This is a genomic window from Aminobacter sp. MSH1, from assembly GCF_003071665.1.
Taxonomy (GTDB): Bacteria; Pseudomonadota; Alphaproteobacteria; order Rhizobiales; family Rhizobiaceae; genus Aminobacter; species Aminobacter niigataensis.
Genome location: NZ_CP026265.1, coordinates 1,551,053 through 1,573,061, shown reverse-complemented (window position 1 = coordinate 1,573,061; position 22,009 = coordinate 1,551,053). Strand labels below are relative to the sequence as shown.

The following is a 22,009-nucleotide window of genomic DNA, read 5'->3' as shown; positions in this document are numbered from 1 at the left end:
AGCATCCCCTAATGCAACAATCCAGAAACCACAAAACCGGTCAGCAATACTGCCAAATCGGTCACAATAAGCCGTAATTTCCGTCACATCAGCCAATTGCCTGTACCATTTTGAGAAACAGCCCGCGCGGGCCGTGTAACAGCTATTTCCAGAGGCAGGAGAAATTCGAACCAAACGAAAGGGCCGATGCAATTGCCTTGCATCGGCCCTTCAAGTTGGCCCGCTTGTGCCGGATCGGCTCTGAAACGCCGGCTTTTCGTTCAGCTCTTCAGCACATCGGCCCATTCGGGGTGGCGGCGAAACTGCGCCGCGGCAAACGGGCAGAGCGGAATGATCTTTTTGCCCGCCGCGCGTGCATCCTCCACCGCCCGCGTCACCAACCGCAATCCGGCCCCCTGGCCACGGAAGGCGTCGGGCACCTCGGTGTGGTCGATGATGAACAGATGGTCGCTGACGGTCGAAAAGGTCATTTCGGCCTCTGCACCGCCAGCACCGCGGATGACATAGCGTCCTTTGGTGCCACGATCCTCAAGCTCGATGGCGGAAAGTTCTTCGGTCATTGCCCCTGCTCCGTCTTGGCGAAGAACTGCTTCGCGGCTTCGATTTCATTGGGCCGAACCTCGTGCCCGCCCTCATGCCATTCCAGCCTGACATCAGCACCCGCGTCCCGCAGGTAGGAGTCGAGCCGGCTGGTGATATCGGGCGGGCAGATCGGATCGCGGCGTCCGGCGGTGATCAGCACGCGGCGTCCGGCCAGGCTGCCTTTCACGTCGGGCGCGAACGGGATCAACGGGTGCATCAGCGCCGTGGCATTGAACACATCGGGTGCGGCAAACAGCACCGAAGCCAGGATGTTGGCGCCATTGGAGTAGCCCAGCGCGTAGACCGCCGAAGGCTTCTCCGCCTCGAGATGGGCCTTCACGAACCCGGCCATCTTGGCCGTCGCCCGGGCAAGATCGTCCATGTCGTAGACGCCCTCGCCGGTACGGCGAAAGAAGCGCGTGGCCCCCATTTCGGAAACGTCGCCGCGCGGCGACACGACGGTCGCGCCAGGTACCAGTTCCCCGGCGAAGCCGATCAGCTGGTTTTCGTCGCCGCCTGTGCCATGGAAGGCAAAGACCAGCGGGCTGCCCGGATTGCCGGGCAGCAGCTTGTGGATGTAGGCGTCCTTGCTCATCGGTCCCTCCTCAGTCGCCCAGCGGCTGCAGGTTCTTTTCCAGATAATCGCGCAGAGGCGCATGCTGTGCCGGAAGCTTCAGCGCTTCGCCGAGATGGGCCGTATCCTCGTCGCGGTCGAAACCCGGCTCGTTGGTCGCCACCTCGAACAGCACGCCGCCCGGCGTGCGGAAATAGATCGCCCAGAAGTAGTCGCGGTCGATCACCGGCGTCACCTGGTAGCCCGTGTCCATCAGCGCCTTGCGCACTTCGAGCTGCTTGGCCCTGTTCTCCACCGCAAAGGCGATGTGATGCACCGAACCTGCACCTAGCCCAGCAAAGGAAGCGCCCGGCAGCGTCTCGATATCGATGAAGTCGGCGCCATTGCCGTTTTTCACCGCCAGGCGCTTGGTGTTTTCAGACGTGTCCACTTCCTCATAACCCATGAACCTCAGGAGTTCCTCGGTCGCGCCACCGTCGCGCAGGCGCAGCGAGGCCGAATGAAAGCCTCGGATCGCCTCGTCGGCAGCAACGCCGCCCTTGACCCAGGGCGCACGCTGGTCGCCCTTGGCCTCGACGAGCGCAAAACCGTCGCCGTCCGGGCCGGAAAAGCCGAGACGCTTCTCGCCGAACTTCTCGTCGCGGGAAAGCCCGGTCACGCCTTCATCGGCAAAACGCTTTTCCCAGAACGGCAGCGTGCCCTCGGGAACCGAGAACACCGTCGTACCCACCTCGCCGACGCCCGGGCGGCCCTTGCCCATGTTGGGGAACGGGAAATAGGTCATCACCGAACCCGGCGTGCCGAGCTCGTCGGCATAATAGAGATGATAGACATCGGGTGCGTCGAAGTTGACGGTTTTCTTGACCCGGCGCAGGCCCAGCTTGTTGGTGAAGAACCTGTTGTTCTCGGCCGCATCCCTTGCCATCGACGTGACGTGGTGCAGGCCCTTGATCTGGTTGAGCATCGTCTCGCTCCTTGCTTTTGCCCCGGCCCCTGCCGCGGCGTTGGCATGAATATGGGCGCATCGATCGGCGGGGCATAGGCGCCGGTCGCAGAATGGTCTGTGTTCGTTTTGTGAACAATAGAAGCAGCCTCGTTCACACTTTGTGGCATGGTCCGTGCCTGCACAAAGGCGCTTGCACGAACCGGTGAATCCCGCTTCCTTGGCCGCGATTTGCGAACTTTGGGGACCAGCGTGGCAAACACCGGCCGACGAAAAAACATCCTGCTCATCACCTGCGACCAGTGGCGCGGCGACAGCCTGTCGGCGGTCGGCCATCCCGTCGTGAAAACGCCCAATGCCGATGCGCTCGCCCGCGAGGGCGTGCTGTTCAAGCGCCATTATGCTGGCACCGCGCCGTGCTCGCCGGCGCGCGCCTGCCTCTACACCGGCCTCTACCAGATGAACAACCGCGTCTGCCGCAATGGCACGCCGCTGGACGACCGCCACGACAACATTGCCCGCGCCGCCCGCCGCGTCGGCTACGACCCGACCCTGTTCGGCTACACCGACGTCTCGCCCGACCCCCGCACCCGCGCGCACGGCGATCCGTTCCTGCGCACCTATGAAGGCGTTTTGCCCGGCTTCACCACCAGGCAGCTCCTGCCCGAGCACCAGAAGGCCTGGCTATCCTGGCTCGCCGCGCGCGGCATCGATTCCAGCGCCGGCTTCCCCGACATCCATCGCCCGGCGCATGCCGATGCCCCTGAAGTCAGCAACGCGGTTCCGGTCTATTCGAAGGACGAGACACCTGCCGCCTTCCTGGCCGGCGAATTCCTGCGCTGGCTGTCAGAACAGGACGAAGGCGAGCCCTGGTTCGCCCATGTCTCGTTCCTCAGCCCGCATCCGCCCTTCATCGTGCCGGAGCCGTTCAACACCATGTACGATCCGGCCGAGGGGCCGGCCTATCAGCGCGCGTCAAGCGTGCAGGACGAGGCCGCAAGCCATCCCTTCCTCGCCTACCATCTCGCCCATCACCAGAAGAAGTCGAGCTTCATCCCAGGTGCGGCAGGCAAGGTCGGCGACTGGAACGAGGATGAGTTCCGCAAGATCCGCGCGCTCTATTACGGCATGATCTCGGAGGTCGATTCCCAGCTCGGCCGCATCTGGCAGGGCATCCGGGAGAAGGGTGACTGGGACGACACCATCGTCATCCTCACCTCCGACCACGCCGAGATGATGGGCGACCATTTCATGCTCGGCAAGGGCGGCTGGTTCGACGGCAGCTATCACCTTCCGCTCATCGTCAAGGCACCCGGCCACTATGCGGCGGCGGGCACCCAGGTCGACCATTTCACCAGTGCCGTCGACATCATGCCGACGCTGCTCGACCTGATCGGCGGCGAGCCCTTGCCGCATCTCGACGGCCAGTCGTTGAAGACTTTCCTCGACCGTGATGAACCAGAGGTTTGGCGAGACGCGGCCTATTGGGAATACGACTTCCGCTCCGTCGCCGAAGGCACGACCGAGGCGCATTTCGGCCTCGGCTCGCGAGCCCTCAATCTCGCTGTCATCCGCACGGAAGCGGTCAAGTACGTGCATTTCGGCGGTGGCCTGCCGCCGCTGCTCTACGACCTCGCCAACGACCCCGGCGAATTGCACAACCTGGCCGGCGACCCCGGATGGCTGTCGGTCCGGCTCGAATTCGCCGAGCGGCTGCTTGCCTGGCGCGCGAGACATCTCGACCAGTCGCTCGCCCTGTCCGAACTGACGGACGGCGGGCCCAAGGGCCACTTTGCCCGGCTCCCCTGAAACGCAGAAAACCCGCGCCGAAGCGCGGGCTTTCTGGCTCCGGTACCGCGCGACGGCTGTCGCGCGGTACTTGGTCCGCCGCATCTACTGGGTGATGATCAGGCGCTGCTCGTCGCGCTTAGCAGCCCAGCTGCTGGCGTCATAGGCCGGCTGGGCCTCGAGCTGCTCCTTGTTGAAGCTGGTGTAGAGATACTTCTTGCCATCGGCGTCGACCATGAAGGCAAGGTTGTCGCTGCCGACCGCCACCTTCTTTTCGCCCATGCCGAGGAAGCCGCCGACATCGATGACATAAGCGTCGATCTTGCCGTCCGCCGTCATCAGGATATCGCCGATCTCGCCGATATTGGCATCGTCGGCGCCATAGACGGTGGTGCCCATCAGCTCTTCGGCGCGCAGGTCAGCGCTCGGCAGTTCCTTGAGCGTCGATTTGTCGATTGCCGCGGTCTTGGTCTCGTCGGTGGTGGCCACGTCAGGCGTAGCCGGGGCCGGCGCTTCTGCACTCTGGTCGGCCGGCGCAACCGGTGCCTGGGCCGTCTGGTCGGTCGCCGGGGCCGCTGGATCGGTCGCCGCTACGGGTGCCGGGGCAGGCTCATAGCCGCGACGGTCGAAGTCGGGCAGCGCCTGCAGCTGTTCCTTGGTCGTCGCCATCACCAGCCAGCGATCGCCATTTTTCTCGGCCCAGTCGAATTCCTTGTACGGCAGGGCGACGTTCTTTTCGCCGATGCCAAGGAACCCGCCGACGCCGATGATCAACTGGTCGGCCGTGCCGTCGGCGGCAAGCACGATGTCATTGACGTCGCCGATGGTCTCGGCGTCTTCAGCCGTGCTGTTGTAGACGTTCTCGCCAATGATATTGGTGGCGAGGAAGCCGTCGGCATGCGGGATCACCTCAGGGGTTGCCGGAGCTGCCTCTGTCGGAGCCGCGGGAGCCGGCGCAGGAGCCGTGGTGTCCTGGGCGTAAGCGCCGGTGGCAAGCAGTGCTGCAATAGCAGTCGTGGCCAAAAGATTGCGGATCATGGTAAAGTCTCCTCGTGCGTGTTTCATGCATGCCGCGCCTGGATCAGTCTTTTGCGGGAAGGGTCCGGCGCGGCCTCTACGGGTTCACAACGTCGTGACCCCGCCATGGTTCCGAATTTCGCCCCGCTGATTTCAACCTCTGCCGGGTTCTGGAATCGTCGCTCGCAGCAGGCGAGCAAATCCAAATCGTCTTTTACGGACTTCTACTTAGCCCGGCGTGGCGGTCGTCTGGCTGGCGTTTTGATCGATCATCTCGCCATAGAATTCCGCACCGCCCCAAGCCGCGAAAGCCAGAGACAAGCCCGCCAGGAGCACCAGAAGCACATGACGGCCGCGCGTACCCTGTCGCGCCTTCTGCGCTGGAATGATCTTGGTCATCGCTGTTCTCCCTTCTGGTTGGTTAGGGCTAACGGCAGTCTCCCGGCATTGTTCCCGGGCTAAGGCCAAGGCTTTTCAAGCGGGCCTCACCCGTTTAGGTTCCGTGCTGGCGAGGGGGCGGTTGTGCAGGACAACAAAAGCATCGAAGCTGATGTGGTCGAAAACACTCAAGGCGACGCGGGCGTCGGCAGCACGTTCGAGGCGCCGGGCGACGCGGATTTCGACCGGCTGACGAGCCTTGCCGCAGCGCTCCTTCACGCGCCCGCAGCCGTGCTTGCTCTCGCCGATCAGGCCGGCGTGTTGTCCTTCCACTCGCATTTCGGCATCGACGCCGACCAGGCGGCCACAGCCATTGCCACCGAGCCCGGTTCGCCGGCAGCCGCCTTTGCCTTCCACCTCGCCGTGCCGATCGTCGTGTCTGGCCGTGAGGTCGGATCGCTCGTGGTGCTCGACCGCGAGCAGCGCTCGGCGCCCGACCCGGCACAGCTCCGGCAGTTGGAGGCGCTCGCCTCGCTCGCAGCAAGCCTGGTCATGCTGCGCGACAGCTCCCTGGCCGGCGCACGGGCCGAGGCCGCCCTGGTGCATGCCGAAACCCGCCGTGCCGTGGCGCTGGAAGCGGCAGCGCTGGCAAGCTGGGTCTGGGATCCGCGCACCGGCGTCGTCGAATGCGATACGCTCCTGCCCGAGCTCTTCAACATGCCCCCGGCCACAAGAATGCGGGCGCGCGACATCGTCGTTGCCATCGACCGGCGCGACATCGACAAGACGCGCAAGATGTTCCGCGAAGCGCTCGAAGGCAGCGACGACTATTCCGGCGAATACCGCATCAAGGGTACCCATCCGCCACGCTGGCTGGCGGCCCGCGGCCGCGTCGTCGAGCGCGACGCCGAAGGGCGGCCGACACTGGTGTTCGGCGTCAACTACGACATCACCGAGCGCCGCCACGCCGAGGAGCGCCAGCGCCTGCTGCTGCGCGAGATCAACCATCGGGTCAAGAACACGCTGGCAACGGTGCAGGCGCTCGCCAGCCAGACGGTACGCTATGCCCGCGAGCCGCGCGAATTCCTCGACGCCTTCAGCCAGCGCCTGCGGGCCCTCGGCCTCGCCCACGGGCTTCTGTCCGAATATGAGTGGCGCGGCATCGGCATCCGCGATCTCGCCAGGCTGGAACTCAGCCCGTTCGATGACACCGATGCGCCTCGAATTTCGATTGTCGGCCAGGATGCGCTGCTGACGCCCGACCAGGCGCTGGGCTTTGCGCTCATCCTCCACGAACTTGCCAGCAACGCACTGAAATACGGTGCGTTGTCGGTGCCGCGCGGCAAGGTTTCCCTGTCATGGACCATCAAGGGCGGAAAAGGCGCAAAACGCCTGAACCTGGAATGGATGGAAAGCGGCGGACCGGAGGTCAGCCCGCCCGAGCATCACGGCTTCGGATCAATCCTCATCCGGCGCAGCCTGGCCAAGGTGATTTCGAGCGAGGTCCGGCACGAATTTCACCCCGAAGGCGTGCGTGCGGAGATTTCCATGCCGTTCGGCGAACCTGCCGAAAGCACCCCATAGGCATTCATTCGCCGGCCGGCCCGTCGCCGTCGTCGGACTTTCTGTTTTCGCGATAGATCGCATAGGCGGCCAGCGCCACGACCGGCCCCAGCACCGCACCTATGCCGCCCTTGCTGCGCAACAATGTCGGCAGCAGCGCCACAGCGGCCGTCGTGCCGAGCGCGGCGATGTCAGTACGCCGACGCTTCCGGTCTGCGCGGGCGCGGGCGCCAGCGGCGAGCTTGTGGATGAGAAGGATCAGCCCGGCGAGCACCAATAGGCCGAGGCCGAAGCCCAGAGCCGCCTCGATGTGGCCGAACCGTCGTGCCGCCCAGACGAAGGCGGCCCCGACCAGGAAGCCCACTCCGCACAACGCGGCCAGCCCGGCGGCGAGGTAGGCCACCGCTGCCCTGCGGGTTCGCCGCAGGGCAAGTGTCGTCTCGCCGGTGGCGAAACCCGCAATCAGCGATGCCAGCATGTGTCCCCCGGCCAACGACTAGCGCCGCGCCAGCAGCGCGATGAGGAAGCCGACGCCAGCGGCGATGGCCAACGACGTCACCGGCTTTTCGCGCACGGTCGCCATGAACTGTTCTTCGATGTCCCTGGCGTTGGCGCGCAAGGCCTCGACGGCAGCGTCGCTTTGCGCCTTCAGCTGATCCGCACCTTGTGCCGCCACCCGTCGCGCGGCGCCATAACCGTGCTCGCCGGTTGCCGCCAACTGCTTGGCGAGCGCTTCGATGTCGGCCTTCAATTGTTTGATGTCGGCTTCGAGGTCCGGGGGCGTCTTGGTGCCGTTGCCGGGCTTTCCTGCAGCTGTCGCCATGTCGATACTCCTTGCGTTCGATGGGGTCGAAACGCCCTGTGCGCCTGTCGGTTCCCATCGCCACAGGAACCATCGCCGACCGCCGGACGTTTTGCCAGTCTCATTCAGCTGGAAACCGTCGATGTCGAACCGCACCATGAAGAAGGCACCGACCGTTCGCCTGCCGCCAAAATCGAATTTCGAACTCTTGCTGGTGCGCGGCTCGCAGGTGTCGATAATTTTCGTCGGCATCATCGCCACCGTGTTCGCGCTTCACGCCGGCGAGTTCATCCTTACCCCCATCGGCCTCGGCGTCGTCATCGGCCTGATGCTGGGCCCGCTTGCCTCCCGGCTCGAGCGTTTCGGCATCCCTCCGGCGCTGTCCGCGGCCGCAGTCGTACTGCTCTTCATCATTGCCGTCGGTGTCTTTGCGCTTCTGGTTGCCTCGCCGCTGAGTTTCTGGCTCCAGCGCCTGCCGCAGATATGGGCTCAGCTTGCCACGCAGCTGTCCGAATTGCAGGGGCCCCTCGAAACCTTCAAGAGCATGCGCGAGCAGCTGCGCCAGGTGACCGGCGGCGAAGGCGTGTCGGTTTCCGTCGACGAAGGCATGGGGGTCGAGACGATGGCAACGCTCGCCCCTGCCGTCATCGCCCAGGTGCTGCTGTTTTTCGCCAGTCTCTATTTCTTTGTCGCAACGCGCTACCAGACGCGCACAGCGATCCTCCGCATCTGCTTCAACCGTCGCCTGCGCTGGCGCGTCGCCCATATCTTCCGCGACGTTGAACAGCTCGTCTCGCAATATCTGCTGTCGATCACCGTCATCAACTTCGCCGAAGGCCTGACCGTCGGGATTGGGCTCTACCTTCTCGGCGTGCCCTCGGCGCCGCTCTGGGGCGCGCTGGCGATCGTCACCAATTTCGTTCCGTTCGTCGGCCCTTTGGTCATGGTGGTCATCCTGTTCGCCGTCGGCCTGACCGAGTTCGACACCATCGGCGCTAGCCTGCTGCCGGTCGCGCTCTATCTCGGCGTCAACACCATCGAGGGCCAGTTCGTCACCCCGATGGTCATCGGCCGAACGATGACGCTGAACCCGTTCGTCGTGCTACTGGCGCTGGCGTTCTGGATCTGGCTGTGGGGTGCCATCGGCGGCTTCATCGCCATACCGGCGCTACTCGTCGGTTACGCCATCATCCGCAATGTGCTGCCAGGCGTGAACTGGGGCGTCGACGACCTGGACCGCCAGTACGGACGCTAGATGTTTAGTCCCGGTATTTGGTGGAACGGATCGGACGACTTGGTTGCGAAGTCCAGACCTTCGGATGAACTTATGGCGGCGACGACGTCGGCAAGATGCCGACGCAGTCGTTCGTGGCTTTTGCAGTGGTCGGTGCGAGCCCGATCTAAGTCCAAGAAAGACCTAGAAGCGCCACGTTGTGCCCAGAACCGGACCGCTTAGGCGCGTGTCGTAGACATGGCCGCCCCGCTCATAGTCGACATCGAGCACCTTGTACCCTGCCGAAACCGAAAAGCGATCGGTGACGATGTAGTTGGCCGTTCCAAGCACTGACCAGGTAAACTCGGAGCCTGCACCAAAGCCGCCGATGTCGGCCTGTGCCTGAAGAGACAGCTTGTCCGTCACGGGAAGGAATGCCCGCAGCCCCACCACTGGATCCACCCAGCCGAAGCTTTCTCCATGGCTGGCGGAGCGGCTGCCAATGAGGGCGTGGCTTGCAGTAACCGTGACGTCGTTTGAAATGTGCCAGAAGCGTATGCCACCGAGCGCGTCGAGGGTGAATTGCGGCGTGTCGATGACGCGATAGCCGCCCTGCAGCGTGGCCATGAACTGCTTGCTGTCGACCTTGGCATCGACGCTGGCACCCGGCGGGATCGCAACGCCCAGGCCCGGAATCTGCATCGCAGGCAGCGGCCCGGTGCCATGGCCGTCCGACGTGTCGACATACATCAGATCGCCCGAGAAGACGAAGCGGTCATAACGTCCCCACACATTGACGAAGCCGCCGAAATTGAGATCGTCCATGACGTCGGAGAACGATTTTTCCACGTGCATCGTCGGGCCGCGCTGGAAGGGCGAGATGCTCCCGTCAAGGCCGGCGGCCCACATGTAAGGCGTGATCTGCAGCGCCCGGAGTGGGCGCTCCGTCACGTCAGGTGCCGGCTCTTCCGGAAGGCCGAGGACGGTGTCGGCGGCGTAAGCAGCCTGCAAGCCACAGAGGGACAAGGCAACGATGATGGCAAATCGGTTCAAGGTCTCTTTCCTCTGTCAGGCCGAAAGCGTGTTCTTGTGAATGCGCCCATCCTTCATGACGAGCTTCATCGTCCGGTCAGGATCTGCGATCAACGAGATGTCCTCCAGCGGATTGCCGTCGACGACGAGAATGTCCGCATAGGCTCCGGCCTCGATGCGGCCGAGCTTTGCCGGATAGGGATTGCGCGGGCCCGAGAGAGCCGCAAGTTCGGCATTGCCGCTGGTCAGAAGGCGCAATACGTCCGCATTGTCGTACCACCGGGCAAATTTGGCGAGTTGCCGCCCTTGCGTCGCGGTTCCCTTCGGATTGAACAATATGTCGGTGCCGAGCGCCATGTTGACCCCGTGCTTGCGCCCCAGTTCGACCGCCCTGGCTGTGCCTTCGGCGATCTGCTGCTGCTGCGCCCGCTGTTCCGCCGAGGCGTAGGTGTTGGCATCTTCGTCGGCAAGGAAAGGCTGGATGCTCCACCACGCGCCGGCATCAGCCATGCGCTTGACCGTCTCGTCGTCGGCCAGCTGGCCGTGCTCGATCGATTTGACCCCGCAGGCAAGCGCCCGCTGCACGGCGGCAGCCGTATAGGCATGGATACAGACATATGTGCCCCAATCCGCCGCTGCGCCCACTGCCACCTTCATCTCTGCCTCTGAGTATTGCAGCGCATCGACCGGATCGTAGGAAGAGGCCACTCCGCCACCGCCCATGATCTTGATCTGGCTGGCCCCGAGCATGAGCTGCTCACGCACCCGGCGAAGCACTTCCGCCTCACCATCGGCGATCGCCGAGATGCCTGCTTGCTCCGCCGTGCTGAGATCGCTCTGCGACGTACGCGGCAAATCGGTACGCATGCGAAAATCGCCGTGCCCGGACGTCTGCGAGATCATGGCGCCGGAAGGATAGATGCGTGGTCCCGCGATGCGCCCTTCGTCGATGGCGCGCTTGAGCGCAAAGGACGGCCCGCCGACATCCCGCACCGTGGTGAAGCCACGCAGCACGGTGCGCTCGGCCTCTTGTGCGGCGACGAGATGGACGTAGGCGATGTCTGCGGTCATGGCCACGATCTGGGAGATGCCCGCAAGGATCGAATGCCAATGCGCGTCGATCATGCCCGGCATCAACGTGCATCCGCCGCAGTCGATCACGTCGGCATCGGCGACCGTTTCCGCCGAAGCGACCAGGGCCTTGATGAGGTTGCCTTCGATCAGCACGCCCTGGCCTTCGACGAGCTTGCCGTTCGTGCCGTCGAAAATATTCACGTTCGTCAGCAAGATCGGCTTAGTCGCAGTCTGGGCGAAAGCAGGGCTGACGATGCCAAGGACAGGGGCGGCAAGACTTGCTGCGACCCCCTTCAGCACCGCGCGGCGCGACAGCCCCATATCAAGGCGTGCAAGCAGCTGCTGCGCTTGCGGGCTGTGGCAGGCGCAGCTCTTGCCATGGGTCAGGTGCTGGTATCTCGGACCAAAGCGAAACAACAAGATTAGTCCCCTCTCACGCTTGCAACCGTTCTATGCCAATCCGGCGAAGATCAATCAACTCATCAACTCGCCTGGCTTTCAAAAAGCGACCGGGCTGATAGTAGTCGACCAGTCGACCGGAAATTGAGGACAAGAGAAGCCATGATTTTGAAAAACCGTTCATTCGCCGCTGTCTGCACGGCTGCGCTCATGGCAACGACCATGCTGGTTGTACCGGCGGCCGAAGCTTGCACGCGCTTCGTCTATCATGGTGCAAACGACGAAGTTATCACAGCGCGTTCCATGGACTGGAAGCTCGATGTCGGCACCAATTTGTGGGTGTTCCCGCGTGGCATGAAGCGATCCGGAGAGGCCGGGCCGAACTCGGTCCAGTGGACGTCGAAACATGGCAGCGTCATCGCAACGGGCTACGACATCTCGACAACGGATGGCATGAACGAGGCTGGCCTTGTCGCCAATGTGCTATGGCTGGTGGAATCCTCCTACCCAGAATACGACGGCAAGAAGCCTGGCCTGACGATAGCGGCGTGGGCGCAATATGTACTCGACAATTTTGCGACGGTGCAGGAAGCGGTCGATACGCTTGCCAAGGAGCCCTTCACCGTCGTCACGGATAGCGTTCCTGGCGAAGAGAGGCTAGCGACCCTGCATCTCTCGCTCTCCGATGCCAAGGGCGACAGTGCCATCATCGAATATATCGACGGCAAGCAGGTTATTCACCACAGCCGCGATTATCAGGTGATGACCAACTCCCCGGTCTTCGATAAGCAGCTTGCGCTGAACGAATACTGGAAGCAGATCGGCGGCACGGTCATGCTGCCCGGTACGAACCGCGCCTCCGACCGTTTCACGCGCGCTTCCTTCTATGTGAACGCGATCCCGAAGAGCGAAGACCCCGTCGAAGCGATCGCAAGCGCCTTCAGCGTGATCCGCAACGTATCGGTTCCTTTTGGCATCACCACACCGGATCAGCCCAACATCTCTTCGACGCGCTGGCGCACCGTGTCCGACCATAAGCGCAAGCTCTATTTCTTCGAGTCGGCGCTGACCCCAAATGTCTTCTGGGTCGACCTGACCGAGGTTGATTTCACCGAGCAGACCGGCAAGGTGATGAAACTCGACCTCGGCCCCAATCAGACGCATATCTACTCGGGCATGGCCAACGATCAGTTCAAGGAAACCGCACCTTTCGAGTTCCTTGGGCTTTGAGCCAAAGGATGCGTCTTATGCCGATACCGGCATAAGACGCCTTGGACGGCGGCACCGTTGACCGGGCCGTCGAAGACACATGGGCGCGGCGAATTGGTCCGCAGTCCCTCAGAGCAGCGGGCGGACGCTTTCGTCGAGGCCGCTCCAGTCGGCAAGCGCCATCAGGCCGTCGATGTCGAGCACGGTGCATCCGCCGTCACGCCATTGCACCAGCTTGCGGTCGATCAGTTTCCGGATCGTCTTGTTGGTGTGGACGAGCGAGAGGCCGAGCGTGTCGGCCACGTGCTGTTGCGTGATCGGGATCTCGACCTTCCTGGTGCCGTTCATGCCGACCTTGCGTGCCCGGCTGGCAATGAAAGCAAGGAGATAGGCCGCGCGCTCAAGCGCCGACCGGCGCCCGATGCTCAAAAGGTTCTCGTCGAGCATGCGCTCCTCGCGCGCGGCGATCCAGGTGATGTCGTAGGCAAGACCGGGATAGTCGCGATAGAGCTCCATCAGCCTGTCGCGCTCGAACATGCACAGCAGCATCGGCGAAAGTGCTTCGACCGAATGCTGCATCTCGCCCATCAGGCTGCCCTGAAGACCGATCATGTCGCCCGGCAGAACATAGTTCAGTATCTGTCGCCGCCCGTCCTCGAGCAGCTTGTAGCGAAAACCCCAGCCAGACAGCACCGTGTAAAGGTGCGCGCTGTTGCTGCCTTCCGACAGCAACGTGGCACCCTTGTCGGCGGCCAGTTCGCCGCGCTTGAAGCTGCTGACAAAGGCCAGTTCCGACCTCTCGAATTCCCTGAATACCGGCATCTGCCGCAATGGACAGCTTTCGCACGGAACCTGCCGCGTCATGTCGGTTGAGTCGCTCCGCGCTGTCATGCAAACTCCTGATTGTGCTCGCCAACGCCGCGATGTGACAAAGGTTCCAGACTGCTCCATCCATGTCTTTTTTAAATGACAGCGGCCTCGACAAACGCCATGTTCGGCTTCGATTCCTTGGAGTGTCCGCGACGTGCCAGCCCCGCTTTCAGGACTGCGTATTCTTGTGCTTGAAGACGAGGCGCTGATCGCGCTCGATGTCGACCAGCTTTGCCGTGACCACGGCGCCGAGGACGTCATCCTCGCCGCCAACCTGCGCGAAGCCCAGCAGGCCGCAGAGCCTTATGATGTCGCCATCATCGACGTCATGCTCGACGGCGAGCCGACGCTCGACTTCGCGCGCAGCATCAAGGCGGCCGGCGTGCCCTTCGTCTTCGCCTCGGGATACGACCAGCTCGACGAACTCTTTGCCGGCTTCCCGGGTGTCCGGCTGGTGAGCAAGCCTTATTCCGGCGAAGACCTCGTCGAGGCCGTCGTCGCGAGCGTCCGCAAGCTCGCGAGTTCAGCTGACGGTTGACCCCATGACCTGGGCCGCGATCGCGTCCGGCCCGTAGTCGGCTTCGCCCGAGATATCGAGGATCTCCTGCAGCCTGTTGCGGGCGCGGCTGACGCGGCTCTTGATCGTGCCCACGGCGCAACCGCAGATTTCCGCCGCCTCCTCATAGGAGAAGCCCGACGCGCCAATCAGGATGATCGCTTCGCGCTGGTCTTCGGGAAGCTGCTCCAGCGCCTTGCGGAAGTCGTCGAGGTCGAGCCGTCCGGGCTGGCTCGGATGCACCGCGAGCCGCGCCGTCAGGAGACCGTCGCTGTCTTGCACCTCGCGTCCGCGCTTGCGCATCTGCGAATAGAACTCGTTGCGCAGGATGGTGAACAGCCAGGCCTTCAGATTGGTGCCGGGCTGGAAGCTCGACTGCTTGTCCCACGCCTTGACCAGCGTTTCCTGGACAAGGTCGTCCGCCCTGTCGGCGTTCTGCGACAGCGACATGGCAAAGGCCCGCAGGCCAGGAATCGCCGCGAGCAAGTCGCCTTTGAAACCAAGGGATGCTGCCATGCCTGGTCAGTCCTTCTGCTGTGCGGGTTCAGCTTCTTCCAGCTGGCTGAGCAACTGCGCGAAACGATCCGGCACGTCGTCGGACACCAGTTCATCATAATATTGTTTGAGTTTTCTGCCGATTTCGGAGTTGGCCCCAAGAGGTTCGCCATCGCGGCGACGAATCGGCCCGGCGCTGCTGGCGCCACTGCTCTGCCTAGTCATATGCTTGCTTGCCCTTTTACACCGTCAGACGTCCCGCTCCCGATACTGACGGCGCGCAACAACCTTGTCCGGTTTCCCGAATTTTGCACCCAACTCCCCAAATGCGGATAGGTTCCACGTAAGAGGAACTTTTGCACAGGCAACGCGTTGTGGCACGCTTCCACGAAGATATGACAGCATCACATGAGGGAAACGTCGAATATGACCCTATCCACGAGAATTGCTCCACACCTGCCCTATCTCCGCCGCTTCTCGCGCGCCGTGTCGGGCTCCCAGGGAAGTGGGGACGCATTGGTGGCCGCGATGCTCGAAGCGCTCATCGACGACATTGACGTGTTCCCCTCCGCCTCCAACGACCGCATTGCGCTCTACAAGGTCTTTGCCCGTCTCTTCACCTCGGTATCGATCCGGGTACCGCAGGAATCGTCGCCCCTGGCCTGGGAAAAGCGTGCCGCGGCCAATCTGTCCGCAATCGCCCCACGCCCACGCCAGGCCTTCCTTCTTGTCGCCGTCGAAGGTTTCAACGACATCGAGGCGGCCGAGGTGCTCGACACCGACCAGGAAGAATTCGCCCGGTTGCTGCAAGAGGCGAGCGGCGAGATTTCGCGTCAGGTCGCAACCGACATCCTGATCATCGAGGACGAACCGCTGATTGCCATGGACATCGAGGAGATGGTGGAAAGCCTCGGCCATCGTGTCGTCGGAACGGCACGTACGCATGCAGAGGCTGCAGCGCTGTTCAAGCGGACACGGCCGCAGATGATCCTCGCCGACATCCAGCTAGCCGACGGCAGTTCCGGCATCGAGGCCGTCAACGAGATGCTGGCTGCAAGGCCGTTGCCCGTCATCTTCATCACCGCCTTCCCCGAGCGCCTGCTGACCGGCGAGCGTCCCGAGCCGGCGTTCCTCGTCACCAAGCCCTTCAACCCCGAAATGGTCAAGGCGCTGATTAGCCAGGCATTGTTCTTTGACAGGCAGGCAAAGGCTGCGGCATAGCCCTTTTTAGCACCGCCCCAGGGAACCAACCTTGGGGCGGAACGTTTTTCATCTATCATTTGAAGGAGATAGATCATGCTCTATTGGGCGCTCGTATTCCTTGTCGTTGCGATCATCGCCGGCGCCCTTGGCTTCGGCGGCATCGCCGGAACTTCGGCCGGCATCGCGCAGATCCTGTTCTTCGTCTTCCTCGCCTTCCTGGTGATCTCGCTCATCGCGGGCCTGTTCAGGCGCGCATGATCGCCTCGGCAAGATGAAGCACCAATCCCAAACTGGAAGCCGGCCCCCTCAGTCGGAATCCAGCGCCGCCGGGTAGCGCTCCTTCTTGAAGCGCTGCCCGGCGGTACCGTTTCAGCAGCATCGGAGTGTGCGCATCGCGTCGTCACCGCAAGCTGAAAAACCCGTGAAGGCGGCTCGTCTATGGCCAATCCCTCTCCATCGATGGGAAAAAGTTCCAGGTTGGACGCCGCCTTCTTCCATGCCTCCCGCAATGCCGGCATCGCCGTTCTGTACCAGGACCGCAAGCTGCGGACTGTCTGGTCACACAACCTCCAGCCGCCATGGGAGGAAGTCATCGGGGGGCACGGAAGCGACCACAACCTGCTTCCGGCGCAACAAGCCGACCGGTTGGTCGCGGCCAAGAAGAACGCCATCGCCACCGGCAGTTCCGGCGGCCTCGAGATCAGCCTGGCCGACAAATCCTCCGGCATGCGCTGGTTCGAAATCTGCATCGACGCCGACCGCTCGGCCCGGGGCCAGGTTCAGGGCGTGGTCGTCACGGTCATCGAGACCACCGAGCAGAAACTGCGCGAGCAGACACTCAAGGCGCTCTTGCGCGAGGTCAGTCACCGCTCCAAGAACCTGCTCGCCATCATTCAGAGCATCGCCAGCCAGACCGGCCACTATTCGACTTCCGTCGACGGCTTTCTCGAGCGCTTTCGCGGCCGGCTCCAGTCCATCGCCTCATCGCAGGATCTGGTCACGTCGTCCAACTGGCGCGGCGCCGGCTTCCGAGAGCTGGTGATCGGCCAGGTCGGCCGCTACAGCATTGACACCGGTCAAGCTGTGCGGATCTCCGGCGACGACCCCTACCTCAATCCCAACGCTGCCTTGCACATCGGCCTCGCCGTGCATGAGTTGGCCGTCAACTCGGCGAGTTACGGCGCGCTTGCCCACAACGGTGGCTATGTCGAGATAACCGCCGTTGCAGCTCCGGATGCTGACGGCGAGGTGCACATGACCGTTCGCTGGACCGAGGCGATAGGCCCGGTTCCAGACAGCGAGTCGCGCAAGAAGCGCTTCGGCAGTGTGGCGCTAGAGCGGGTCGTCCCCGCCGCGCTCAACGGCAGTGCCAAACTCGAGATCGGTCCCGACAGGCTGGAATATCGTCTGGTCATGCCCAAGGCCAATTTCGAACTGGAGTGACCGGGCTCCTCGCTCGGTTGGTTTCAATCGTTTGAGCTACCTGCCAAGGCGGAACTTTTGACCCTACCTCCTCGTTTCTTGGCGAAGGTGGTTTGCCATGGAACACATCGCAGCACTTCTGTTGGTTATTTCCTGCTCGCAGGACCTGTCCGGATGCCGTGAGATTCCGGCACCGACGCCCTTGTTCGAGGTCTACGAGGATTGCCAGGCCGCGTTGCCCAAGGCCGTGAGTATGCTCGCGCCGCAGCATCCCCGGATCCTCGCCAAATGCCTTGAAGTCGACCCGGCGCTTGAGGATGAATACAACCAGCTGACCTGGAACGTGCTGCCGAACGGCATGCTCGGCGCGTCGCTTCCCGTCTCCAGCGTCGTTGCCGTTTCTGAGCCGGCGCAACCGGGGGAAGCGTATCTTCATTGACCGAATCGCAGCGCGGATTTTCACGGCCGTTGCCGCAGCCCCCATTCCGCGCGCCTGCCTGCTGCCCCTAACTGATTGAATTTACGTACTGCCTCGAAAAATGATTCCGCATTTCGAGGCGATGCGCTAAGTGTCGAACGGGACGATGTTAAAGTGAGAGGACTGATTGAATGAAGAAGGTTATTCTTGCGATTGCAGCCGTCGTTGCAATCTCCGGCTGCACCACCACCGAACGTGACGTTGTGACCGGCACGGGCGTTGGTGCAGTCGCTGGCGCCCTGATCGGCGGCGGCAGGGGCGCGGTCATCGGCGGCGCCGTCGGCGCGGCCTCGGGCCTTCTGGTCCGCAACCTGCGCAACGGCTACTGCGAGTATCGCAACAGCCGCGGCCAGATTTACACTGCGCGCTGCCGCTAAGGCGGATGGCACGAACAAATCGCCCGGCGCCGGCTCTGCCCGTCGCCGGGCTTTTCTTTGCCTCAAGCGTAGCCGCCGCTCAGCCGCGGTAGGGAATATCGATCTCGACCCTCAAGCCGTCCGCCGCATAGGACCGCTCGATCTTGCCGCCCAGTTCGCGCGTGATGTTCATGTCTATCAGCTTGGTGCCGAAGCCGATCTTCTCGGGTTTCGTCACGCCATTCTGGTTACGCTCCATCCAGTTGAGCAGCAACCGCCGCCCCTTGCCCTTGCCGGACAGCCGCCAATCCACCTTGAGCCCACCGACGGAATTGTCGCCGTCGCCATATTTCAGCGCGTTGGTCGCCAACTCGTGGAAAGTCAGCCCCAGCGCCTGCGTCGTCGTCTCGTCCAGTTCGACCAGGTCCCCCTTCATCATGTCCTCGGGCAATTCCTTGCCGAACACCTGGCCGAGTTCGATGCGCAGCAACTCGCCCAAATCGGCCTTCTGCCAGCGCGAGCGCGTCAGCATGTCCTGGGACGCAGCCATCGCCTGCAGCCGCGCCGAAAAGGACGCCGAGAACTCATCGATGTCCTTGGCGCCTGAAGCCGTCTGGCGCGCCATGGCCAGCACCCGCGCAATCGAGTTCTTGATGCGGTGCTTCATTTCCTGAAGCATCAGATCCTTTTCCAGCAGGCTCTTCTCGCTCGCCTCATGAAGCAGCGTCGCCGCCTCATAGGCACGCTGCTGGTAGCGGGCCACAAGCGCGATGGAACCTGCAAGCACCAGTCCGAACAGACCCAGCATCAACGGTGCCGTGCTTGGCGACGGTGGCACGAAAGCAGTGCTCGGCCTGAAATTGATCGTCCATTTGCGGCCGGCCACATTGGCTTCGCGCGTCACCGAAAAATCGTCGCCATAACTGGCGTCGGGCGGCGCTTGCGAGCGGAACAACAGCGTGTCGTCATCCCTGGTGCCGTCGAACACCTCCACCGCCAGCGGCAGCAGCGGAGCCTTGCCCAGCGCCGCCTGGAACAATTCGGCAGAGCGGAAGGCGACATAGAGCAAACCGGCGGGTGCCGCACCCGCGCCTTCAGGCCGGTCGACGCGCGCAAAAACCAAAATGCCAGGCTGCCTGGCATTGTCGCCCTGGCCGAGCAACACGCGCCCGGTCGCCCGCGGCTCGCCTTGCGCCGCCATTGCCGATTCGATTGCGCTCCGACGCAGCGGATCGGTCGCCATGTCGAAACCCATAGCATCTAGGCTGGCCTTGCTCATCGGCTCGAACAGCACGATCGGCGTCCGCCACTGCAGCTCGGTTTGCGGGAAAGGCGCCCGGTCGATGCCGTAGCCGTCCTTCAGCTCGCGCGTGATTGCGTCGCTGTCGGCACTGTTGATGAACCTGACGAAGCCGATGCCTCGCAGGCTGGGAAAGTTCCGTTCGGCATCGAGCGATTCAAAGTAGTCTCGAAACTCGTCGCGCGAGAGTTTGCCCTTCTGGGCGGCAAACATCGCCTGCGTCGCGTGCAACAGGGCAAGGTCGAACTCGACCCGGCCCTCGATGCGGTTGAGCGCATCGTCGGCCACGGACTGGAACTTGATGCGGGCTGCCTCGACGGTTGCCAGATAGACGAGCGCCGCCATGGTCAGGCTAACCAGCGTGACGCCAACAAAGATCAGACTGGGGAAGTACTTTCTCAATTCCGGCCGGCTCGTGTCACCCTGCAACCATTAAAGCATGATCGCGAAAAGTGGGAACTGCTTTTCGCGATCATGCTTTTAACCAGGGTCGTACGCCGCCGGGAAGTTGGCAGAACTCAGGCCGCGATCTGCATCGCTCCCGGTCCGGGGATCGCGCCGGGCGGGCACTTGCCGAGGATGATCATGCCGAGCACCTCGTCCTTGGTCACGTCCTGGGTACGTGCCGTGCCCACCACCTGGCCGTTCTTCATCACGCAGACGCGGTCGGCGAGGTCGAACACGTCGTGGATGTCGTGGCTGATCAGGAAGATGCCGATGCCGTCGGCCTTGAGCTGCTTGACCAGTTCGCCGACCTGCGCCGTCTCCTGGGGCCCGAGGGCCGCCGTCGGCTCGTCCATGATCAGGATGCGGGCGTTGAACAGGATGGCGCGTGCGATCGCCACCGACTGTCGCTGGCCGCCGGAAAGCTTGCTCACCGGCTCCTTGAAGCGCTGGAAGCGCGGGTTGAGCCTGCCCATCACCTTGCGTGCCTCGGCCTCCATGGCGACGTCGTCGAGCGTGCCGTAGGCGGTCATGATCTCGCGGCCGAGGAAGAGGTTGGCGGCGGCGTCGACATTGTCGGCCAGCGCCAGCGTCTGGTAGATCGTCTCGATGCCATATTTCTTGGCGTCGCGCGGGTTGGAGATCGCTGCCTCCTCCCCCCGGACCATGATCGTGCCGGCGTCGCGCTTGTAGGCGCCTGACAGGATCTTGATCAGCGTCGACTTGCCGGCGCCATTGTGGCCGAGCAGCGCCACCACTTCGCCGGGATAAAGGTCGACCGAGGCATCGTCGACGGCGCGGATGCCGCCGAAGGCAATGGAGATGTTCTTGAGGTCGACGAGCGGGATACGGGTCTGTTCCATGATCTTGGCTCCCGGATTTCGTTAGACGCGCTTGCGGTAGAGCGTGTCGAGCCAGACGGCCACGACCAGCACCAGGCCGACGACGATGTTCTGCAGCGGCGTGTCGATGTTGAGCAGCACCATGCCCGACTGCAGCGACTGCATCAGCAGAGCGCCCAGCATGGCACCTGCAACTGTGCCGGCACCACCGGCGAGCGAGGTGCCGCCTATGACCGCCGCGGCGATGACCAGCAATTCGTCCAGCGTGCCGAGCGAGTTGGTGGCAGAGTTCAGGCGGGCACTGGAAACCGCCGCGCTGATCGCTGCCAGCACACCCATGATCATGAACACCTTCATGGTGATCCAGCGCGTGTTGATGCCGGCGAGGTTGGCGGCTTCGGGGTTGCCGCCGATGGCGAACACATAGCGGCCGAAGCGTGTGCGGTTGGTGACGAAGGTCATGACGATGCCCACGGCCACCGCGATCAGGACGGGAATGGCAATGCCATGGGCGATGAACAGCCCGCCTTCGGGGATCGTGATGCCATTGGCCTCGGCGTATCGGCGCACGATGCCTATCGGCCAGGGATAGGAATTGGCAATCCAGATCGCACCGAGGATCACTCCGCAGGTAACAGTGCCGAGAAATGCCTCGGCCCAGAGCGGCCGCAGCGGGAACTTGAACCGTTTGCGTTGCTGGCGACCGTTCAGCAGCGCGAGAACCACGGCAAGGCATGCGACAAGACCGACGATCCAGCTCCATGTCGCGCCGATGGCGCCCTGGGGACCACCGCCCATCAGCTGGAAGGTCGCATCGAGCGGCGCGATCGTCTGGCCACTGGTGACCCACCAGGCCGCGCCACGCCAGATCAGCAATCCGCCCAGCGTCACGATGAAGGCGGGAACCTCCATATAGGCGATGACGAAGCCCTGCAGCGCACCGATCACCAGGCCGAGCGCAATGCCGATGGCCAGTGCCAGCGCCCAGATCCATGGATTGCCAAGTTCGAGACCGACGGTCCTGACCAGGAAATGCACCTGGGCGAAGCCCATCACCATGCCGATCAGGCCTTCGGCCGAGCCGACCGACAGATCGATGTTGCGCATGACGATGACCAAAACCATGCCGGTGGCCATGATAGCCACGGCGGAAGCCTGTACCGACAGGTTCCACAGGTTGCGGAAGGTCAGGAAGGTGCGGCTGTCGAACTCAAATGGGTTGACGCCGAGGCGCAGGCTCGAAATCACCTGCAGTCCGATCCAGATCAGCAACAGCGCGCCGACCATGCCGAGCATGCGCGTATCGATCTCGGTTGCCTTGAGGAAACGCCCGATTGGGGTGAGTTCGGTCGTTCGCGCTCGGTCGGCCGGCGCGTTGGTTGTCGTGTCTGTCATTGTTACCTCCCGACCGGATTGCCGTCTAAGCGGCAGCCGGTGTGCGCATGATAGGGTCAATCCGCCATGTCATG

At 63.1% G+C, this 22,009-nt stretch carries 25 protein-coding genes; 10 read left to right on the top strand and 15 right to left on the bottom strand.

The genetic code is table 11. The annotated features are described in order from the left end of the window. Positions 1 to 260: 260 nt before the first annotated feature. The 3 genes from CO731_RS07850 to CO731_RS07840 are packed head-to-tail and all read right to left on the bottom strand — an operon-like array spanning position 261 to position 2,120. A complete protein-coding gene (locus CO731_RS07850) occupies positions 261 to 560 on the bottom strand; it encodes a GNAT family N-acetyltransferase (protein ID WP_108606696.1) in 300 nt (99 codons plus the stop codon). Then, positions 557 to 1,177 carry an alpha/beta hydrolase gene (locus CO731_RS07845; RefSeq protein ID WP_108606695.1) on the bottom strand — a complete coding sequence of 207 codons (621 nt, stop codon included), beginning with the start codon at positions 1,175 to 1,177 and terminating at the stop codon, positions 557 to 559. Before CO731_RS07845 ends, CO731_RS07850 begins: the two co-directional genes overlap by 4 nt. A gap of 10 nt (positions 1,178 to 1,187) precedes the next feature. Next, complete coding sequence (locus CO731_RS07840) at positions 1,188 to 2,120, bottom strand: VOC family protein (RefSeq protein ID WP_108606694.1); 933 nt, start codon at positions 2,118 to 2,120, stop codon at positions 1,188 to 1,190. Between the two features lie 231 nt (positions 2,121 to 2,351). Between CO731_RS07840 and CO731_RS07835 the strand changes: the two genes are divergently transcribed. Next, positions 2,352 to 3,908, top strand: a complete 1,557-nt coding sequence (locus CO731_RS07835; protein ID WP_108606693.1) for an alkaline phosphatase family protein — start codon at positions 2,352 to 2,354, stop codon at positions 3,906 to 3,908. 84 nt (positions 3,909 to 3,992) lie between these two features. On the opposite strand, the gene CO731_RS07830 is transcribed toward CO731_RS07835, so the two are convergent. Both CO731_RS07830 and CO731_RS29000 read right to left on the bottom strand, forming a co-directional pair. After that, positions 3,993 to 4,925 carry a PRC-barrel domain-containing protein gene (locus CO731_RS07830; RefSeq protein ID WP_108606692.1) on the bottom strand — a complete coding sequence of 311 codons (933 nt, stop codon included), beginning with the start codon at positions 4,923 to 4,925 and terminating at the stop codon, positions 3,993 to 3,995. A 207-nt stretch (positions 4,926 to 5,132) separates the two neighbouring features. After that, on the bottom strand, positions 5,133 to 5,303 hold the full coding sequence (locus CO731_RS29000; protein WP_199914573.1) for a hypothetical protein: 171 nt from the start codon (positions 5,301 to 5,303) through the stop codon (positions 5,133 to 5,135). Positions 5,304 to 5,456: 153 nt separating this feature from the next. Here CO731_RS29000 and CO731_RS07825 point away from each other — a divergent pair, with 153 nt between their 5' ends. After that, the gene (locus tag CO731_RS07825) at positions 5,457 to 6,866 is read left to right on the top strand and encodes an HWE histidine kinase domain-containing protein (protein WP_245439807.1); all 1,410 of its coding nucleotides are present in this window, start codon (positions 5,457 to 5,459) and stop codon (positions 6,864 to 6,866) included. A gap of 4 nt (positions 6,867 to 6,870) precedes the next feature. Here the strand turns inward: CO731_RS07825 and CO731_RS07820 are convergent, their stop codons facing one another. Together CO731_RS07820 and CO731_RS07815 are read right to left on the bottom strand one after the other, a co-directional pair. Further along, a complete protein-coding gene (locus CO731_RS07820; RefSeq protein ID WP_108606690.1) occupies positions 6,871 to 7,323 on the bottom strand; it encodes a hypothetical protein in 453 nt (150 codons plus the stop codon). An 18-nt stretch (positions 7,324 to 7,341) separates the two neighbouring features. Then, complete coding sequence (locus tag CO731_RS07815; RefSeq protein ID WP_108606689.1) at positions 7,342 to 7,668, bottom strand: DUF883 family protein; 327 nt, start codon at positions 7,666 to 7,668, stop codon at positions 7,342 to 7,344. A gap of 121 nt (positions 7,669 to 7,789) precedes the next feature. Here CO731_RS07815 and CO731_RS07810 point away from each other — a divergent pair, with 121 nt between their 5' ends. Continuing rightward, positions 7,790 to 8,902 (top strand): AI-2E family transporter, encoded by a 1,113-nt coding sequence (locus CO731_RS07810; RefSeq protein ID WP_108606688.1) that lies wholly within the window; start codon positions 7,790 to 7,792, stop codon positions 8,900 to 8,902. Between the two features lie 162 nt (positions 8,903 to 9,064). Here CO731_RS07810 and CO731_RS07805 read toward each other — a convergent pair whose 3' ends face one another. Together CO731_RS07805 and CO731_RS07800 are read right to left on the bottom strand one after the other, a co-directional pair. Beyond that, entirely contained in the window at positions 9,065 to 9,811 is a 747-nt protein-coding gene (locus tag CO731_RS07805) for a hypothetical protein (protein ID WP_245439805.1), read from the bottom strand. A gap of 117 nt (positions 9,812 to 9,928) precedes the next feature. Continuing rightward, positions 9,929 to 11,386: an amidohydrolase family protein gene (locus CO731_RS07800; RefSeq protein ID WP_343207443.1), complete on the bottom strand. Its 1,458-nt coding sequence runs from the start codon at positions 11,384 to 11,386 to the stop codon at positions 9,929 to 9,931. Between the two features lie 189 nt (positions 11,387 to 11,575). Here CO731_RS07800 and CO731_RS07795 point away from each other — a divergent pair, with 189 nt between their 5' ends. Then, entirely contained in the window at positions 11,576 to 12,595 is a 1,020-nt protein-coding gene (locus tag CO731_RS07795; protein ID WP_245439803.1) for a linear amide C-N hydrolase, read from the top strand. 108 nt (positions 12,596 to 12,703) lie between these two features. Here CO731_RS07795 and CO731_RS07790 read toward each other — a convergent pair whose 3' ends face one another. Continuing rightward, positions 12,704 to 13,465, bottom strand: coding sequence for a Crp/Fnr family transcriptional regulator (locus tag CO731_RS07790; RefSeq protein WP_108606685.1), 762 nt, complete (start codon positions 13,463 to 13,465; stop codon positions 12,704 to 12,706). 133 nt (positions 13,466 to 13,598) lie between these two features. Here CO731_RS07790 and CO731_RS07785 point away from each other — a divergent pair, with 133 nt between their 5' ends. Next, on the top strand, positions 13,599 to 13,982 hold the full coding sequence (locus CO731_RS07785; protein WP_108606684.1) for a response regulator: 384 nt from the start codon (positions 13,599 to 13,601) through the stop codon (positions 13,980 to 13,982). Here the strand turns inward: CO731_RS07785 and CO731_RS07780 are convergent. Both CO731_RS07780 and CO731_RS07775 read right to left on the bottom strand, forming a co-directional pair. After that, positions 13,968 to 14,516 (bottom strand): RNA polymerase sigma factor, encoded by a 549-nt coding sequence (locus tag CO731_RS07780; protein WP_108606683.1) that lies wholly within the window; start codon positions 14,514 to 14,516, stop codon positions 13,968 to 13,970. The genes CO731_RS07785 and CO731_RS07780 overlap by 15 nt on opposite strands. Positions 14,517 to 14,522: 6 nt before the next feature. Continuing rightward, positions 14,523 to 14,720 carry a NepR family anti-sigma factor gene (locus CO731_RS07775; RefSeq protein WP_108606682.1) on the bottom strand — a complete coding sequence of 66 codons (198 nt, stop codon included), beginning with the start codon at positions 14,718 to 14,720 and terminating at the stop codon, positions 14,523 to 14,525. A 201-nt stretch (positions 14,721 to 14,921) separates the two neighbouring features. On the opposite strand from CO731_RS07775, the gene CO731_RS07770 reads away from it, so the two are divergent. The 5 genes from CO731_RS07770 (at position 14,922) to CO731_RS07750 (ending at position 17,975) form a co-directional block, all read left to right on the top strand. Beyond that, the gene (locus tag CO731_RS07770; protein ID WP_108606681.1) at positions 14,922 to 15,716 is read left to right on the top strand and encodes a response regulator; all 795 of its coding nucleotides are present in this window, start codon (positions 14,922 to 14,924) and stop codon (positions 15,714 to 15,716) included. 75 nt (positions 15,717 to 15,791) lie between these two features. After that, positions 15,792 to 15,956, top strand: coding sequence for a DUF1328 domain-containing protein (locus tag CO731_RS07765; protein WP_108606680.1), 165 nt, complete (start codon positions 15,792 to 15,794; stop codon positions 15,954 to 15,956). Positions 15,957 to 16,175: 219 nt separating this feature from the next. Then, the gene (locus CO731_RS07760; RefSeq protein WP_245439666.1) at positions 16,176 to 17,141 is read left to right on the top strand and encodes a sensor histidine kinase; all 966 of its coding nucleotides are present in this window, start codon (positions 16,176 to 16,178) and stop codon (positions 17,139 to 17,141) included. A gap of 97 nt (positions 17,142 to 17,238) precedes the next feature. Continuing rightward, the gene (locus CO731_RS07755) at positions 17,239 to 17,559 is read left to right on the top strand and encodes a hypothetical protein (protein WP_108606678.1); all 321 of its coding nucleotides are present in this window, start codon (positions 17,239 to 17,241) and stop codon (positions 17,557 to 17,559) included. 170 nt (positions 17,560 to 17,729) lie between these two features. Beyond that, entirely contained in the window at positions 17,730 to 17,975 is a 246-nt protein-coding gene (locus CO731_RS07750; protein ID WP_108606677.1) for a YMGG-like glycine zipper-containing protein, read from the top strand. 79 nt (positions 17,976 to 18,054) lie between these two features. Here CO731_RS07750 and CO731_RS07745 read toward each other — a convergent pair whose 3' ends face one another. The 3 genes from CO731_RS07745 to CO731_RS07735 all read right to left on the bottom strand — a co-directional run bounded on the left by CO731_RS07745 (position 18,055) and on the right by CO731_RS07735 (position 21,935). Then, positions 18,055 to 19,656: a CHASE domain-containing protein gene (locus CO731_RS07745; protein WP_108609691.1), complete on the bottom strand. Its 1,602-nt coding sequence runs from the start codon at positions 19,654 to 19,656 to the stop codon at positions 18,055 to 18,057. A 116-nt stretch (positions 19,657 to 19,772) separates the two neighbouring features. Next, positions 19,773 to 20,561 carry an ATP-binding cassette domain-containing protein gene (locus tag CO731_RS07740; RefSeq protein ID WP_108606676.1) on the bottom strand — a complete coding sequence of 263 codons (789 nt, stop codon included), beginning with the start codon at positions 20,559 to 20,561 and terminating at the stop codon, positions 19,773 to 19,775. A gap of 21 nt (positions 20,562 to 20,582) precedes the next feature. After that, complete coding sequence (locus tag CO731_RS07735; RefSeq protein ID WP_108606675.1) at positions 20,583 to 21,935, bottom strand: sugar ABC transporter permease; 1,353 nt, start codon at positions 21,933 to 21,935, stop codon at positions 20,583 to 20,585. Between the last annotated feature and the right edge of the window lie 74 nt (positions 21,936 to 22,009).